General features: G+C 67.1%; 17 protein-coding genes. 11 read left to right on the forward strand and 6 right to left on the reverse strand.

What is annotated here, in order from left to right; translation table 11 throughout:
• Positions 1 to 4 precede the first annotated feature (4 nt).
• From RZE77_RS32435 to RZE77_RS32470, 8 genes are read left to right on the forward strand one after another with little or no spacing between them, the layout of a single operon-like run.
• Positions 5 to 433 (forward strand): MaoC family dehydratase, encoded by a 429-nt coding sequence (locus tag RZE77_RS32435; protein WP_319442776.1) that lies wholly within the window; start codon positions 5 to 7, stop codon positions 431 to 433.
• A 23-nt stretch (positions 434 to 456) separates the two neighbouring features.
• Positions 457 to 1,296: an SDR family NAD(P)-dependent oxidoreductase gene (locus RZE77_RS32440; protein WP_319442777.1), complete on the forward strand. Its 840-nt coding sequence runs from the start codon at positions 457 to 459 to the stop codon at positions 1,294 to 1,296.
• Positions 1,293 to 2,459, forward strand: a complete 1,167-nt coding sequence (locus RZE77_RS32445) for an acyl-CoA dehydrogenase family protein (RefSeq protein WP_319442778.1) — start codon at positions 1,293 to 1,295, stop codon at positions 2,457 to 2,459. The genes RZE77_RS32440 and RZE77_RS32445 overlap by 4 nt, the downstream gene beginning before the upstream one ends.
• On the forward strand, positions 2,456 to 4,147 hold the full coding sequence (locus RZE77_RS32450; RefSeq protein ID WP_319442779.1) for a long-chain-fatty-acid--CoA ligase: 1,692 nt from the start codon (positions 2,456 to 2,458) through the stop codon (positions 4,145 to 4,147). Before RZE77_RS32445 ends, RZE77_RS32450 begins: the two co-directional genes overlap by 4 nt.
• Positions 4,144 to 4,947 (forward strand): enoyl-CoA hydratase/isomerase family protein, encoded by an 804-nt coding sequence (locus RZE77_RS32455; RefSeq protein ID WP_319442780.1) that lies wholly within the window; start codon positions 4,144 to 4,146, stop codon positions 4,945 to 4,947. The genes RZE77_RS32450 and RZE77_RS32455 overlap by 4 nt, the downstream gene beginning before the upstream one ends.
• Complete coding sequence (locus RZE77_RS32460; protein ID WP_319442781.1) at positions 4,944 to 5,333, forward strand: Zn-ribbon domain-containing OB-fold protein; 390 nt, start codon at positions 4,944 to 4,946, stop codon at positions 5,331 to 5,333. The genes RZE77_RS32455 and RZE77_RS32460 overlap by 4 nt, the downstream gene beginning before the upstream one ends.
• Positions 5,330 to 6,511, forward strand: a complete 1,182-nt coding sequence (locus RZE77_RS32465) for a thiolase (protein ID WP_319442782.1) — start codon at positions 5,330 to 5,332, stop codon at positions 6,509 to 6,511. The genes RZE77_RS32460 and RZE77_RS32465 overlap by 4 nt, the downstream gene beginning before the upstream one ends.
• A 41-nt stretch (positions 6,512 to 6,552) precedes the next feature.
• Positions 6,553 to 7,545, forward strand: a complete 993-nt coding sequence (locus RZE77_RS32470) for a Bug family tripartite tricarboxylate transporter substrate binding protein (protein ID WP_319442783.1) — start codon at positions 6,553 to 6,555, stop codon at positions 7,543 to 7,545.
• 27 nt (positions 7,546 to 7,572) lie between these two features.
• Here the strand turns inward: RZE77_RS32470 and RZE77_RS32475 are convergent, their stop codons facing one another.
• Together RZE77_RS32475 and RZE77_RS32480 are read right to left on the reverse strand one after the other, a co-directional pair.
• Positions 7,573 to 8,385: a class I SAM-dependent methyltransferase gene (locus RZE77_RS32475; RefSeq protein ID WP_319442784.1), complete on the reverse strand. Its 813-nt coding sequence runs from the start codon at positions 8,383 to 8,385 to the stop codon at positions 7,573 to 7,575.
• A 100-nt stretch (positions 8,386 to 8,485) separates the two neighbouring features.
• Entirely contained in the window at positions 8,486 to 9,571 is a 1,086-nt protein-coding gene (locus RZE77_RS32480; RefSeq protein ID WP_319442785.1) for an alpha/beta fold hydrolase, read from the reverse strand.
• A 140-nt stretch (positions 9,572 to 9,711) separates the two neighbouring features.
• Between RZE77_RS32480 and RZE77_RS32485 the strand changes: the two genes are divergently transcribed.
• The 3 genes from RZE77_RS32485 (at position 9,712) to RZE77_RS32495 (ending at position 11,378) form a co-directional block, all read left to right on the forward strand.
• Complete coding sequence (locus tag RZE77_RS32485) at positions 9,712 to 10,365, forward strand: glutathione S-transferase family protein (RefSeq protein ID WP_319442786.1); 654 nt, start codon at positions 9,712 to 9,714, stop codon at positions 10,363 to 10,365.
• Between the two features lie 84 nt (positions 10,366 to 10,449).
• Entirely contained in the window at positions 10,450 to 11,142 is a 693-nt protein-coding gene (locus tag RZE77_RS32490; protein WP_319442787.1) for an alpha/beta hydrolase family protein, read from the forward strand.
• 110 nt (positions 11,143 to 11,252) lie between these two features.
• Positions 11,253 to 11,378 carry a hypothetical protein gene (locus tag RZE77_RS32495; protein WP_319442788.1) on the forward strand — a complete coding sequence of 42 codons (126 nt, stop codon included), beginning with the start codon at positions 11,253 to 11,255 and terminating at the stop codon, positions 11,376 to 11,378.
• Between the two features lie 137 nt (positions 11,379 to 11,515).
• Here RZE77_RS32495 and RZE77_RS32500 read toward each other — a convergent pair whose 3' ends face one another.
• From RZE77_RS32500 to RZE77_RS32515, 4 genes are all read right to left on the reverse strand, one after another.
• On the reverse strand, positions 11,516 to 12,211 hold the full coding sequence (locus tag RZE77_RS32500; protein ID WP_319442789.1) for an EthD domain-containing protein: 696 nt from the start codon (positions 12,209 to 12,211) through the stop codon (positions 11,516 to 11,518).
• Positions 12,212 to 12,216: 5 nt separating this feature from the next.
• Positions 12,217 to 13,401 (reverse strand): NADH:flavin oxidoreductase/NADH oxidase, encoded by a 1,185-nt coding sequence (locus RZE77_RS32505; RefSeq protein WP_319442790.1) that lies wholly within the window; start codon positions 13,399 to 13,401, stop codon positions 12,217 to 12,219.
• Between the two features lie 147 nt (positions 13,402 to 13,548).
• The gene (locus RZE77_RS32510) at positions 13,549 to 14,508 is read right to left on the reverse strand and encodes an MBL fold metallo-hydrolase (RefSeq protein ID WP_319442791.1); all 960 of its coding nucleotides are present in this window, start codon (positions 14,506 to 14,508) and stop codon (positions 13,549 to 13,551) included.
• 31 nt (positions 14,509 to 14,539) lie between these two features.
• Entirely contained in the window at positions 14,540 to 15,250 is a 711-nt protein-coding gene (locus RZE77_RS32515; RefSeq protein ID WP_319442792.1) for an ABC transporter ATP-binding protein, read from the reverse strand.

Raw genomic sequence — 15,250 nt, forward strand, 5'->3', positions numbered from 1 at the left:
CGCAATGACCACTGCCACCCTCCCCGACTGGAACACGCTGCAGCCCGGCGACGCCCTGCCTCCGCTCGAATTGCCGCCGATCCGCCGGCTCGACCTGGCGCTGTACTGCGGCGCCTCGGGCGACCACAACCCGATCCACGTCGACATCGACTTCGCCAAATCCGCCGGCATGCCCGACGTGTTCGCGCACGGCATGCTGTCGGCGGCCTGGCTCGCGCGGCTGCTGACCCACTGGGTGCCGCAGTCGGCGATCCGTTCGCTCGACCTGCGCTTTGCCGCCATCACCCATGTGGGCGAGCGCATCCGCTGCACCGGCACGGTGGCGGAGAAGTTCGAGCATGAAGGCCGGCGCAGCGTACGGCTGAAGCTCATGACGGCCAACCACGATGGCATCGCCAAGCTGACTGCCGAGGCACGCGTCGCCTGGCCCTGACACACCCTCCGAGGAGACAACCCATGAACAGCAGCACCCACAGAAAACTCGAAGGCAAGGTCGCCATCGTCTCCGGCTCCGGCCGCGGCATCGGGCGCGAGATCGCGCTCAAGCTCGCGAGCGACGGCGCGCGCGTGGTCATCAACGACCTCGATGCCGAACCGGCCGCGCAGACCGTCAATGACATCGTGGCCGCGGGCGGCAGCGCCATCGCCTGCGCTGGCAGCGTGACGGACGCGGGCTTTGCCGACCGCTTCGTGCGCACCGCGGTCGACAGCTACGGCGGCCTGGACATCGTCGTCAACAACGCCGGCTACACCTGGGACAACGTGGTGCAGAAGATGAGCGACGAGCAGTGGGAAGCGATGCTGGCCGTGCACCTGACCGCGCCATTCCGCATCCTGCGCGCGGCCTCCAACTTCATCCGCGACGCGGCCAGGCGCGAGGCCGACGAAGGCCGCGAAGTGTTCCGCAAGGTGGTCAACATCTCGTCCACATCGGGCGTGTACGGCAATGCGGGCCAGGCCAACTACGCGGCCGCCAAGGCCGGCATCAACGGCCTCACCAAGGCCATGGCCAAGGAATGGGGCCGCTACAAGGTCACGGTCAACAGCGTGGCCTTCGGCCTGATCAAGACCCGGCTGACCGAAGCCGATGCCGGCGCGGGCGCGAGCATCGACATCGAGGGCCGGCAGATCAAGGTCGGCGTCAACCCGCAGATCCTCAAGAACGCCGAGGCGCTGATCCCGCTCGGCCGCGGCGGCACGCCGCAGGAAGCTGCGGGTGCGGTCTACCTGTTCTGCATTCCGGAGTCGAACTACGTGAGCGGCCAGGTGCTGGTCTGCGGAGGCGGGCGGCCATGACCGCCGGGGCCGTCGCCACGCGGCCGTGGATGAACGAAGAACTCGAGATGCTGCGCACCAGCGCGCGCCGCTTCTTCGAGCGCGAGTGCGTTCCCCACGAGCCGCGCTGGCGCGCGCAGCACCACGCCGACCGCGAGATCTGGACCAAGGCCGGTGCGGCCGGGCTGCTGTGCGCCAGCATCCCCGAGGCCTACGGCGGCGGCGGCGGCAGCTTCCTGCACGAGGCGGTGATCTGCGAGGAGCAGATGCGCGCCATGGCGCAGGGCTTCAGCAACAACGTGCACAGCGGCATCGTCGCCCACTACCTGCTGGCCTACGGCACCGAGGCGCAGAAGCAGCGCTGGCTGCCGCGCATGGCCAGCGGCGAGCTGGTGGCGGCCATCGCGATGACCGAGCCGGGCGCCGGCACCGACCTGCAGCGCATCAAGACGCAGGCACGGCGCGACGGCGGCCACTGGCGCATCAGCGGCAGCAAGACCTTCATCACCAACGGCATGCACGCAGGCCTGGTCTGCGTCGCGGCCAAGACCGATGCGGCGGCCGGCGGCAAGGGCATCTCGCTGCTGATGGTCGAGACCGAAGGCACGCCGGGCTTCCGGCGCGGGCCGCTGCTCGACAAGATGGGCCAGAAGACGCTCGACACCACCGAGCTGTTCTTCGACGACGTGCGCGTGCCGGCCGACCACCTGCTGGGCGGCGAAGAGGGCCGCGGCTTCGCGCAGCTCATGCAGCAGCTGCCGCGCGAGCGGCTGCTGATCGCCGTCGGTGCGGTGGCGACCATGCAGCGCGCGATCGGCGACACGCTCGACTACGTGCGCGACCGCCAGGTGTTCGGCGAGCCGCTCCTGAAGATGCAGAACACCCGCTTCAAGCTTGCGGAATGCGAGACGCAGGCACAGGTGGCGCGCGCCTTCGTGGACGACTGCATCGCACGCCTGATGCAGGGCGAGCTCGACGTACCCACGGCCGCCATGGCCAAGTGGTGGACCACCGACGCCTGCTGCCGCATCGTCGACGAATGCCTGCAGCTGCACGGCGGCTACGGCTTCATGAACGAATACCCGATTGCGCGGCTGTATGCCGACGTGCGCGTGGGCCGCATCTATGGCGGCGCCAACGAGGTGATGAAGGAAATCATCGCGCGGGCGATGGAGAAGCAATGAGCGCCAGGCCGCCGCACTTCCGCTTCTGGCCCAAGGGCGTGGCGCGCGAGCTGCGCGTGCCCCGTGCCACGCTGCCCGACTACCTGGACACTGCGGCGCGCCGCTATCCCGGCAAGCCGGCCATCGTCTACTGCGGCGCGGCCACGTCCTATGCGCAGCTGCGCGAACGCGTCGACGCGCTGGCCGGCTACCTGCAGCAGCGCCTGGGCGTCGCCCCCGGCGACCGCGTGCTGCTCGCGAGCCAGAACTGCCCACAGTTCGTGACGGCCTTCTACGCCGTGCTGCGCGCGGGCGCCATGGTGGTGCCGGTGAACCCGATGAGCAAGGCCGCGGAGGTGCGGCACTACGCGGCGGACAGCGGTGCGCGCATTGCCTTCGTCGCGCAGGAGCTGCTGCCCGCGCTGGCGTTCGGCGAAGGCGAAGGCGAATTGCGTGCCGCGCTCGTCCATGCCTATGCCGACGCGGCCGATGCGTCGGCGAGCGGCGACGCGCTGCCCGGATGGGTCACGGCGCCGCGCGCGCCGCTAGCCGACTCACGCCTGCACGGCTTCGAGCAGGCGATCGCGCGCGGCCTCGCGCCCGCGGCATTACCCCTGTCGCCCGACGACCTGGCCGTGCTGCCCTATACCTCGGGCACCACCGGCCATCCCAAGGGCTGCATGCACACCCATGCGACGCTGCTGGCCTCGCTCGCCTCCTCGGCGGTGTGGAAGCAGTTGCATGTGGAGACGGTCACGCTGGCCGTCGCGCCGCTCTTCCACATGCTGGGCCTGCAGAACGGCATGAACCTGCCGATGTTCCTGGGCGCCACCGCGGTGATGATGCCGCGCTGGGATCCGGCGATGGCCGCGCGCCTGATCGAACGCCATGCGGTCACCGCCTGGTCGGCGCCGCCGGCGATGGTGATCGACCTGTTCTCCCACGCAGAAGCCGAGCGGTGCGATCTCTCGAGCCTGGCGCTGCTGTCGGGCGGCGGCGCCGCGATGCCCGAGGCGGTGGCCGCAATGCTCCTGCAGCGCCACGGCCTCTCGTACAACGAAGGCTATGGCCTGACCGAGACCGCGTCCTTCCTGCACGCCAACCCGCCCGCGCGCGGCAAGCGGCAATGCCTGGGCATGCCGACGCAGGGTGTGGATTCGCGCATCGTCGATCCGGTCACGTTCGAGGAACTGCCGGCCGGCGAGGTGGGCGAGCTGGTGACACGCGGTGCGCAGCTCATGAAAGGCTACTGGCGCAACCCGGAGGCCGACCGCGAGGCCTTCGTCGAGATCGGTGGCCAGCGCTTCTTCCGCACCGGCGACCTGGCCTCGATGGACGAGGACGGCTACTTCTTCCTGCGCGACCGGCTCAAGCGGATGATCAATGCCTCGGGCTACAAGGTCTGGCCCACCGAAGTGGAGAACGCGATGTACGAGCATCCGGCCATCCACGAGGCCTGCGTGATTGCGGTGCCCGACGGCAGGCGCGGCGAGTCGGTCAAGGCGCTGGTGGTGCTCAAGCCCGCGCAGCGCGGCCGCGTCGCCGAAGAGGACATCGTCGCCTGGTGCCGCGAGCGTATGGCCGTCTACAAGGCGCCGCGCGTGGTCGAGTTTCTCGACAGCCTGCCGAAGTCCGGCACCGGAAAGATCCTCTGGCGCGAACTGCAGGAAGCGCAGCGCGCCGCCGCCCAGGAGCAAGCACACCCATGAACGATTTCACCGCACTGCGCTGCGAGCGCCACGGCAGCACCGCGCTGCTGACGCTGGACACGCCCGCCAACCGCAACGCGCTCGCCCCCGCCCTGCGCGACGAGCTCGCCCGGGCCATCGCGCAGGTGCGCGGCGACCCCGAGGTGCGCGCGCTGGTGCTCGCCGGCGCCAACGGCCAGTTCTGCTCGGGCGGCGACCTGCGCGGCATTGCCGATGCGACGCTCGACAATGCCGGCTGGCGCGAGCGCATGCAGGCCACGCAGCGCTGGTTCAGCGAGCTGATCCTGCTCGACAAGCCCGTGATCGCCGCGGTCGATGGCGCGGCCTATGGCGCCGGTTTCAGTCTGGCGCTCGCGGCCGACTTCGTGCTCGCAAGCCCGCGCGCGCGCTTCTGCATGTCGTTCCTCAAGCTCGGCCTGGTGCCGGACTGCGGCGCGTTCTACACGCTGCCGCGCGTGGTGGGCGCGCAGCGTGCCCGCGAGCTGATGCTGTCGGCGCGCGAGGTTGGCGCGGCCGAGGCGCTCGAACTCGGCATTGCGATGGAACTGCACGGACCCGCGCAGCTGCTCCCGCGCGCGCTGGCGCTGGCCGAAAGCTTTGCCGGCGCCTCGCCACTGGCGGTGAGCCTGGTGAAGCGCGCCACTGGCGACGCGGGCGCACTGGCCGCGCTGCTCGACACCGAGGCCAACGTGCAGGCGCTGGCCTTCGGCAGTGCCGAGCACCGCGAGGCGGTGAACCATTTCCTGGACAAGAAGCCACTGCCCTTCCAGTGGCCCGCCCACAAGGAGCAAACCCGATGAACGACCACCGCATCGGCGTGCAGGCCTTCCATCAGCGCGAGCTGGACGCCGGCCGCTTCCTGCTGCAGCACTGCGGCGACTGCGGCCGCCACGTCTTCTACCCGCGCGAAAGCTGCCCGCACTGCGGCGGCACGGCGCTCGAATGGAAGGCACCCGGCGGCCTGGGCACCGTGCATGCCGTGACGACGGTGCGGCGCAAGCCGGCCGATGGCGGCGATCTCAACGTGAGCCTGGTCGATCTCGACGAAGGCGTGCGCCTCATGAGCCGCATCGAGAACCTCGCGCCCGAAGCGGTGCGCATCGGCCAGCGCGTCCGCGCGCGGGTGCAGGTGAAGGACGGCCGCGGCCTGGTGCTGTTCGATGCCGTCGAAGGAGCCACTCGATGAGCGCGGAACTGAAGGCCTTGCGCGGCAGCGCGGCCATTGCCGGCGCCGCCACCTTCGGCTGCGGCGAGGCGCCGGGCTTCACCGACATGGAACTGCTGGCGCGCGCCGCGCGCGCGGCCGTGGCAGATGCGGGCCTCGAGATGCGCGACATCGACGGGCTCTGCACTGCGAGCGCTTCGGCCGCGATGTGGACCCTGCCGGTGGTCGAATACCTGGGCCTCAACCCGCGCTACATCGACGGCACCATGCTCGGCGGCAGCAGCTTCATCGCGCACCTGCTGCCTGCGATGCAGGCCATCCGGTCGGGTCAGTGCAGCGCGGTGCTCATCTGCTACGGCAGCGCGCAGCGCAGCGCCGCCTTCGGGCGGCGCGAGATCGTGGCGGCGCGCCGCTTTCTCGATCCGCAGCCCTACGAACACCCGTATGAGCCGATGCTGCCGGTGTCGGCCTATGCGCTGGCGGCTTCGCGCCACATGCACGAATTCGGCACCACGCGCGAGCAGCTGGCCGACGTGGCGGTGGCGGCGCGCGCCTGGGCCGGGCTCAACCCCGAGGCCTTCATGCGCGAGCCGCTCACGCGCGCAGAGGTGCTGGGCGCCCGCATGGTGTCGGACCCGCTGGGCGTGCGCGACTGCTGCCTGGTCACCGATGGCGCCGGTGCCTGCGTGCTGGTGAGCGCCGAGCGCGCGAGGGATCTGCCGAAGAAGCCGGTCTACGTGCTGGGCAACGCCACGGCGGTGTGGAACCGGCAGATCTCCTCGATGGCGGACCTCACCGTCACGGCGGCGAGCCAGTCGGGCCGCGAGGCCTGCGCGATGGCCGGGCTCGCGCCCAAGGACATGGACGTGGTGCAGCTGTACGACGCCTTCACCATCAACACGCTGCTGTTCCTCGAAGACCTGGGCTTCTGCCCCAAGGGCGAAGGCGGCCGCTTCGTGGCCGACGGCGCCATCGCCCCGGGCGGTCGGCTGCCCGTGAACACCAACGGCGGCGGGCTGTCGTGCGTGCATCCCGGCATGTACGGCATCTTCGCGCTCATCGAGGCCGTGCGGCAATTGCGCGGCGAATGCGGCGAGCGCCAGGTGAAGAACGCGCAGACCGCGCTCGCGCATGGCAACGGCGGCATGTTGTCGAGCCAGGCCACCGCGATCCTGGGCACGGCCGAAACGCTGCGTTGAGCCGAGTCGAGTTATTCCACCCCCGAAGAGGAGACAAGCCCATGAAGACGACATCGATGCTGGTACGAAGGCTCTGCGCTGCCGCAGGCCTTGCGGCTCTACTCACCGCACCGGCCTTGGCACAGACATCTGCACAGCCCGCCTATCCAAGCCAACCGCTCAAGCTGATCGTGCCCTACCCCGCCGGCGGCGCCACCGACTCCCTGGCGCGCACCATCGGCCAGAAGCTGCAGGAAGCCTGGGGGCAGCCTGCGATGGTGGAGAACCGCCCCGGCGCCGGCGGCACCATCGGCAACGGCTTCGTCGCCAAGGCGCCGGCCGACGGCCACACGCTGCTCATCGCCATCACCGCGCTGATCCAGCAGCCGCCGCTCATGGACAAGCTTGCCTACGACCCGCTGAAGGACTTCGCGCCCGTCACCATGATCGCGCGCAGCCCCAGCATGCTGGCCGTGCCGCTCGACTCGCCCGCGAAGAACCTCAAGGACTTCATCGCGATGGTGAAGCAGAGCCCCGGCAAGTACAACTTCGGCAGCTACGGCGCCGGCACCTCGTCGCACATCCAGGGCGCGCTGCTGAACATGCAGGCCGGCATCGACCTGGTGCACGTGCCGTTCCAGGGCGCGGCGCCGCTGGTCACCAACCTGGTGGGCGGCCAGCTCGCCTCGGCCTTCATCGACAGCGCCACCGCGCGGCCGCACCTCAAGTCGATGCGCCCGCTGGCCGTGACCGGCACGCAGCGCATGCCCGGCCTGCCCGACGTGCCCACCTTCGCCGAGCTCGGCTACCACTCCTTCGACCCCTACGGCTGGTTCGGCGTGTTCCTGCCCGCCGCCACGCCCGCGCCGGTGGTGCAGAAGCTGTCCGACGAGATCGACCGCATCGTGCACCTGCCCGACGTGAGCGCGAAGATCGAGGCGCTGGGCCTGCAGGTGGCCGGCGGCAAGCCCGAGGCGTTCCAGAAGGTGGTGCGCGCCGATGCCGCCATCTACGCGAAGATCATCAAGGACGCGAACATCCGCCTCGCGCAATGAGCGCGGATGCGGCGCGCGCCGCTGCGGCTACGCCGGCGCCGTGCCCTTGACGGCCCATGCGAGCGCGGCATAGGAGCGCGCGCCATCGGCTTCGCCGTCGAGGTAGGCCCCCTCGACCGCCTCGCGCAGCCTGGAGCGCGCGTTTGCATCGAGCGTGGCGACGTATTCCGCGCCGGGCCCGTCCTTGCCCTCGAAGGGCGCCCAGTAGTCGGCGAACGATGCGAACTCCATCCGGATGGCGAGCGTGGTTTCTTCCACGCCCTTGAACCCCGCGTCGCGCCACGCCCGGGCCAGTTCGCCGGGCCGCGTGAGGGGTCGCGTGTAGTTGCGGGCGCGGCGGGCGCCGGCCTCGGGGTCGAGCACGGCGGCGGTGTCGAAGAACATGCGGTTGGAGACCCAGCCGCCGCGCGCATCCCACACCGCCGCGCCGACCACCGCGCCGGGCCTGGCGACGCGGCGCATCTCGGCAATGGCCCTGCCCGGCTCCGGAACGAAGTGCAGCACCAGCAGCGAGAGCACGCGGTCGAAGCTTTGCGCCGGATACGGCAGCGAACAGGCATCGCCCACCTCGAAGACGATGCGCGCATCCTCGTTGTGGCGCCTGGCATGCTCGATGTAGGGCAGCGCGATGTCCACGCCCCGCATTTCGCCGGCGCCGGTGCGGCGGGCCACGGCGAAAGTCAGGTGGCCGGTGCCGCATCCGACATCGAGGATGCGGTCGCCGTCTGCGGTGCCGACAAAGTCGAGAAAAGGCAGCGCGAGGAGGCGGCTCCAGCGGCCCATCAGCCGTTCATAGCCATCGCCGTCGGCGGCGACGAAGGTCGAGGACGTGGTGCTCATGGCAATTCCTCCGCACGGCCGGGCGCATGGAAGAGTGCCGTGCAGGCCGATGCTATGCCTCGGCCGATGGCTGCGTCAACGCCGGTGCGCCTGCCGGTTTCTACAGCCCTTGCCTTGGCGCCTTTTGCAGCAGTTCCGCAAGCTGCGCCTTCCACCACGTTGCCTGGCCTGTGGTTCCGTGCCCGGTGGTCCGGTCGCTGGCCGGAATCAGGTAGTAGCGGCCATTCTTCACGCGCTTCATTTCGCGTTCCATGATGCCCGTCTCAGGCGGGTTGCGCTCGTCGTCCGCCGCGTTGATGGCGAGCACGGAAGCCTGAATGCGCTCCAGTCCGGGGGATGGGTTGTAGTCGGCGGACGCCTCCCACTGGTAAAGGATGTCGTTTGCATCTGCAGTGAAGGGCGCACCCAGGCGCGTCTCCAGCAGCTTGTCGGCCTGGGCACGCGTCGGTGCGGCCTTGTACATCGCCAGGTCGCCGCCGTTGGTGGCGGTGGCGAAGAACACGGAGGCAAACTGGGCGCTGCGAGGCTGGGTGGTGTAGTTGCCGTTGTTCCACTCCGGATCCCTGCGGATGGACTCGGTCAGCAGCCGGCGCATCATCCAGTTGCGGCTCGACATCTCGGTCGGCTGGCACGCCATCGGCACCAGCGCGTCCATGGCGTTGGGGTGCTTCACGCCCCACATCCAGGCATGCATGCCCCCCATGGAATTGCCGATGATCGCCCGGAGGTGCTTGACGCCAAGGTGTTCGGTGACGAGCCGGTACTGTGCGTCCACCATGTCCTCGTAGTTGTAGCGGGGAAAGTTGGCGCGCAGGCCATCCGACGGGCGGGCCGACTTGCCGGTTCCCAGGCCGTCGGGAATGATGATGAAGTAGCGGGTGGCATCGAGCGGCTGGCCCACGCCGAACAGCTCGCCGGCAAATGCGGGCGTCAGCATGCTTGCTGCCGAGCCGGTGGTTCCATGCAGGATCAGCACCGGCTCGCCGCTGGGCGCGCCAATGGTGACGTAGTTCAGGCGCAGTTCCGGCATGACCTGGCCGGTGTGAAAGCGAAAGTCCTTGGCGATCCAGCTGCCCTCCTTCGGCGCCGGGTAGTCGGCGGCCCGGCTCGTCAAGGCGAGCATCGCGAGGCAGGAATACAAGGCGGCTCGCAAGGCGAAGCGGTTGAAGTGCGGAATGGCGGGCATGCGTGTCTCCTGTGGTTTGAGCACAATTTACCGTGAAAGCCACGTTTGCCGCGCCATGAACTTTCTTCTGACCGGCCTCGCCGAGAATGGCATCGGCGCTGCCAACGCCGCTCCTGCCGTACGCTGAAAGGACACTCGCCATGACCATCACCATCACCGCCTTCGAACGGTCGCCCGATGGCGGCAAGGGCCTGGCGCGCGACACGCGCGTGCGCTGGGCGCTGGAGGAAGCCGGCCTGCCCTACGAGGTGCGCCTGGTGTCCTTCCGCGCGATGAAGGAGGCCGCGCATCTGGCGCTGAATCCCTTCGGCCAGATTCCCACTTACGAAGAAGGCGAGCTCGCGCTGTTCGAGACCGGCGCCATCGTGATGCACATCGCCGAGCGCCACCCGGGCCTGTTCCCCGCCGATGCCAACGCAAGGGCGCGCGCCATCACGTGGATGTTTGCGGCGCTCAACACGGTCGAGCTTCCCATCCTCGAACTCGTCACGGTCAAGCTGGCGGAAGGCGACAAGCCCTGGAAGGCCGCGCGCCTGCCCCTCGTGGAAGACCGGGTGCGCGCCCGGCTGAACCAGCTGGCTGCCCGCCTCGGCGATGCCGACTGGCTGGACGGCGGCTTCAGCGCGAGCGACCTGCTGATGGTGTCGGTGCTGCTGCGGCTGCGACCCTCCGGCCTGCTGAACGAGTTTCCCGGCCTGGCCGCCTACGTCGCTCGCGGGGAGGCACGGCCTGCCTATCAGCGGGCGTTCGCCGCGCAGTTGGCGGTCAACGCCGCTCCGTTGCCGGCGGGCTGACCTGGAAGGCTGCCTCAACTTGTCGCCGCCAGTTCTGATGGTCTTCTCGCTTTCGAAATCACTTGCCACGAGGAACAATTTCCAATGCTGACGCAGACACTGCAAGACGGGGGTGATTCATTCGATGTCTCGGTGCGCAAAGCCGCCACAGGTTCGCCGATCGTTCTTTTCTCAGTGGGATCGGGCGGTCAGCCGGAGCGGCTCTCTACGCTCCTGGACGCCTTGGCCGCATCTGGCTGCACGGTTGTTGCGCCACATTTCGAGCGACTTGCTTCGACCACCCCAACAGAAGAGGAGCTGACACTCCGGGCAAGACGCCTCGGCCTTGCACTGGACGCATTCGTCGAGCCATCCGCAAGAGCGATAGGCGTGGGGCATTCGATTGGTGCAGCTACCCTTGTCGCCATGGCCGGGGGACAAATGTGGTTGGGGCCAGGCCGGTGCGTCAGCATCGTGCAGGACAGTCGCTTGGCTCGTCTCGCCCTTCTGGCACCGCCAACCGGTTTTTTTCAAGCTCCGGCCGCACTTGATGCCGTGCGCATCCCGGTCTTGGCGTGGGTGGGGTCGGCGGACAGCATCACCCCGCCGGCCCAAGCAGAATGGCTTGCACGTGCCATGCACGATTGGAACGTTGTGGATTTCCGCATTACCGAAGGGGCTGGCCATTTTTCGTTCATGGACGTACCACCGCCGCACACCACGGAGCCACTTCCCAACAAGCAAGCGTTTATGCAAGCGTATTCGAGCGAGATCTGCAAGTTCGTGAGGGCCGCGTAGAGAGCGAACTGCGGCAAATGGCGGGCGCGGCTCTGCGGCCTACGCTCCGTCGAGCACAAGAAGACATCAGTGCCTTGCGGATTCACCACAACCAGACACTGCCCAACACAATGCTTTCGCTTCGTATTGATCAATTCGAGTTCGACGATCCTGGCAGCGAAGAGTCGCTCGAGATCGACGTGTCGGGCCAATCGAGATTTCCGCATCCGGACGTGAAGGCGTTCGAAACGGGATGAGGACCTTCACGAACCGCTCCGCAGGCTCATCTCCATCGGTTTCGCCATGAGCCTGACCACGCCTGAAGTCGCACTTGGCCCACCCTTCCTTCCGTGCAAGGAGCGTCATTCGCTTCATCATCTCGGGCCCTTCGGAGCTACAGCACTTGCCGCTCGGCTACTCCGAAAGCCGTGATCTCGGCCAGGAACGTCTTTGCGTGGGCCATTGTCACCCTCCCGGCCTCGGAGCCGAACGCCGCCTCCAGCGTCTTAGCATCCTCGAACCAGAGCTCGACGATGCCGTCGATCGGGAAATCGCCGTAGCCACATGATTGCCCCTTCACCAATTCACGGGCGGTCACAACGTTCTGCCTGTATGCGCTGACGCCCGGCATCTTGCGGACCAGATCACCGTGGACCTTCCATTCGCGGCCAAACGCCTCCTCGCTGAGATCGCCGCGACGCTTCAAGATCGACATCCGCTTCAAGAGGCGAGCACGGGCTTGCGGCTCAGGCAAGTCGATGACCACACGTTGCTCGGCGGTCACTATGTGAAGGCCCCCAAGGAAGTGATCCTCGTCCGCCATGAGGACTGCGGCGAGCTCACTGTCGTTGAACGCGTGGTCCGCCTTGCCGACGTTGTCGAACCAAAGCTGCGAGAAACCATCGAAGTCCCACGGTCCGCGCGGGAAATCAATGCCCCGTTGCAAGCGCTCGGTCACCGGGTTTTGCCAGTACCCCCGCAAACCTGGCGCCCTCTTGGCAAGCTCTCCATGGTGGCCCTGCCAGTATTCGTTGAATTTCTCCGCGGACCAATCGGACTTCTTGCGGATCAGGCCCATTCTTACGTTCATATCGGTTACTCCTGGTTGGCGGTGGATTCGATGAGTTCAGCCGCAGCTTGCTCGCGGGCACGGGCGAGGCCCGGCGCGCGCTTGGCAAGCCAGACGCCGTGCCGCACCGGCCAGCGCTTGTATCCGGGGTCGACGCCCAAGGTGATGGCGGCATGGTGCGGCCAATACGGATCAAAGAGAGCTTCGCGACCCAGGGCAATCAGATCTGCGTTTCCGTCGGCGAGCACTGCTTCAGCCTGGCGCGCATCGACGATCATCCCGACAGCTTGTGTCTTGATCTCCGCCTCCCGCCGGATCCGCTCTGAGAACGGAACCTGGAAGCCAAGTCCCCGCGGCACCGGCAGAGCGCGGGTTTCTTCGGTGAGGCCACCGGAGGAGCAATCGATGACGTCGACGCCGCAACGTGCGAGTTCGCGCGACAGGACGATCGAGTCCTCGAGACTCCAGCCATCCACGCTGCCGTCCACCGCCGAAAGCCGGCAGAAGAGAGGCTTGCCTTCGGGCCAGGCAGCACGAACCTTGCGCGCTATTTCAAGCGCGAGACGCATGCGTCCCTCGAGGCTGCCGCCCCATTCGTCATTGCGGTGGTTCGAATTGGGCGACAGGAAGCTCGCAACCAGATAGCCATGGCCGAAATGGAGCTCCACCACATCGAAGCCCGCCTGTTCAGCGCGCAAGGTCGCATCGACGAAGGCCTGCACCACGTCTGCAATGCCAGCAGCGTCCAGCGCAATCGGCGCAGACCAGCCGGGTCCTGCCGGCAGCGCACTCGGTCCGACACGCTGCCAAGGCCGCAGATCCGACGCGAGGCGTTGCTCGGACAGCGCTGCGCCCCCTTCCCACAGTGGCTGGCTTCCCGACTTGCGACCCGCGTGGGCCAGCTGAACGCCGATAGCACCGGCGTTGGAATGGACGAAGTCGACGACGCCTTTCAACGGCTCGATCTGGCTGTCCTCCCAAAGGCCCAGATCCGCCGTCCCAATGCGCCCCCGAGGATCGACGGCGGTACTTTCGGTGAGGATGAGTCCGGCACCGCCGAGAGCGAATTTTCCAAGGTGGACCATGTGCCACGGAGTCGCGCGTCCGGATTCGGCCGCATGCTGGCACATTGGCGAGATGACGATTCGATTGTTGAGAACGAGCCCGCGAAGCTGAAGTGGCTGGAAAAGAAGTGAGGCGCTGGACGTCATACGAAGCCTGTCAGTTAGGGGCGACGACTGGAGTGGTCGCGGGTTGCCGAGTACTCAGATAGGTATCGCGCATCGCGACGCGCGCCGACCTGGCGTCGGCGCGAGACCAACTGCAGATATCGGTGCTTGCTCTTGCGAGCGAAGGCGTCAACCTTCCAGGGTCTTCCACATCTCGACGTCCCGCTCGGCGGTCCAGATGCGCGGATCGGTGTACTGGGTGACCTCGTCGTAGCACCGTGTGACGTCGAACGGCATGCAGTGGTCAAAGATCACCCAGTGGCCATATTTGGGCTTCATGGCAGCGAACGTGTCCTTGTAGACGGCGTTCAGGTCCTTGCCGGCATCGACACCCTTCTGAACATTGGAGTACACGTCCGAAATGAAATCACGTGTTTCGCTGAGGCCCTTGGAAACTTCCTCGGGCGTGGTCAACGCGGCACCGCGGCCGGGCACCAGCGCCTTGGGCTTGAGCGCAGCAACGTTCTCCAGCGTCTTGGGCCAATCCTTGAAGTAGGCATCGCCGGCATAAGGTGTTGCACCGAACTCGACCAGGTCGCCCGACAGCAGAGCGCCCTCGCCAGGGAGCCACACAACCGTGTCGCCCTTCGTGTGACCGCGGCCGAGTTGCAGCATCTGTACTTCAAGCTTGCCCAGCCACAGCGTCATCTTTCCGGTGAAGGTCATTGTGGGCCAAGTCATCCCAGGTGGCACGGTCTCGACACCTGCGAACAGACGCGGGAAGCGGCCGATCTCGCTGGCCTTGTCCTGCTCGCCACGCTCCACAATGAGGTCGTACGTGTCCTGGCTCGCAAGGATGTGTTCCGCGCCGTAGGCGCTGGCACCGAGCACACGCACCGCGTGGTAGTGGGTCAGCACGACGTACTTGATTGGCTTGTCGGTCACTTCGCGAATGCGACGAATGACATCGGCCGCCATGGCCGGCGTGGCCTGGGTGTCAGCAACCAGCACGGCGGCGTCTCCGATGATGATGCCGGTGTTCGGGTCGCCTTCGGCCGTGTATGCCCAAGCGTGCTCGGAGATCTGGCTGAAGGTGACCTTCTTTTCTTCCAAGTCAGCCTGGCTCGCGAACTTTTTCGTTTCGGTCATGGGTACTCCTTGTGTGGATTGGGTCAATGGATCAGTGCGAACCGAGATAGGCCGCCTTGACCTTGGGATCGTTGAGGAGTGCGCGACCAGTGCCCTCCGCGGTGATGTGCCCTGTTTCGAGCACATAAGCTCGATCGGCGACGCCGAGCGCCTGCTTGGCCATCTGTTCGACCAGCAAGATGGTCAACCCGGCCTCGCGCAGTTGGCGGATCGCACTGAAGATGTCCTTGATGATCAACGGGGCGAGGCCGAGCGAGGGTTCATCCAGAAGCAACAAGCGGGGGTCGCTCATCAATGCGCGGGAAATCGCCAGCATCTGCTGCTCACCGCCGGACAAGGTTCCAGAGAGCTGGTCCTGGCGCTCCCGCAGTCGCGGAAACCGTTTGAACTCGCGCTCGATGGAGGCTGCCGTGGCGGCAGGGTCGCTCCTTCGCGAATAAGCACCCAGCATCAGGTTTTCTCGCACGGTCTGATCGGCGAATACGCCTCGGCCCTCGGGAGACATCGCGACTCCAAGGGCCACACGCTGATGTGACGCGACGTTCGTGATGTCCTTGCCATCGAGAAGGATGCGACCTTCGGTGACCGGCTCCAAGCCGCAGATGCTCTTGAGCAAGGTGCTTTTGCCTGCCCCATTGGCGCCAATGATGGTCACCACTTCGCCCTTGCGCACTTCGATGCTCACGCCCTTGACCGCCTGAATAGCGCCGTAGGCAACCTTGATTGATTCGAGTTTCAGCAT

The organism is Variovorax sp. SPNA7 (assembly GCF_033807855.1).
GTDB lineage: Bacteria > Pseudomonadota > Gammaproteobacteria > Burkholderiales > Burkholderiaceae_C > Variovorax > Variovorax beijingensis.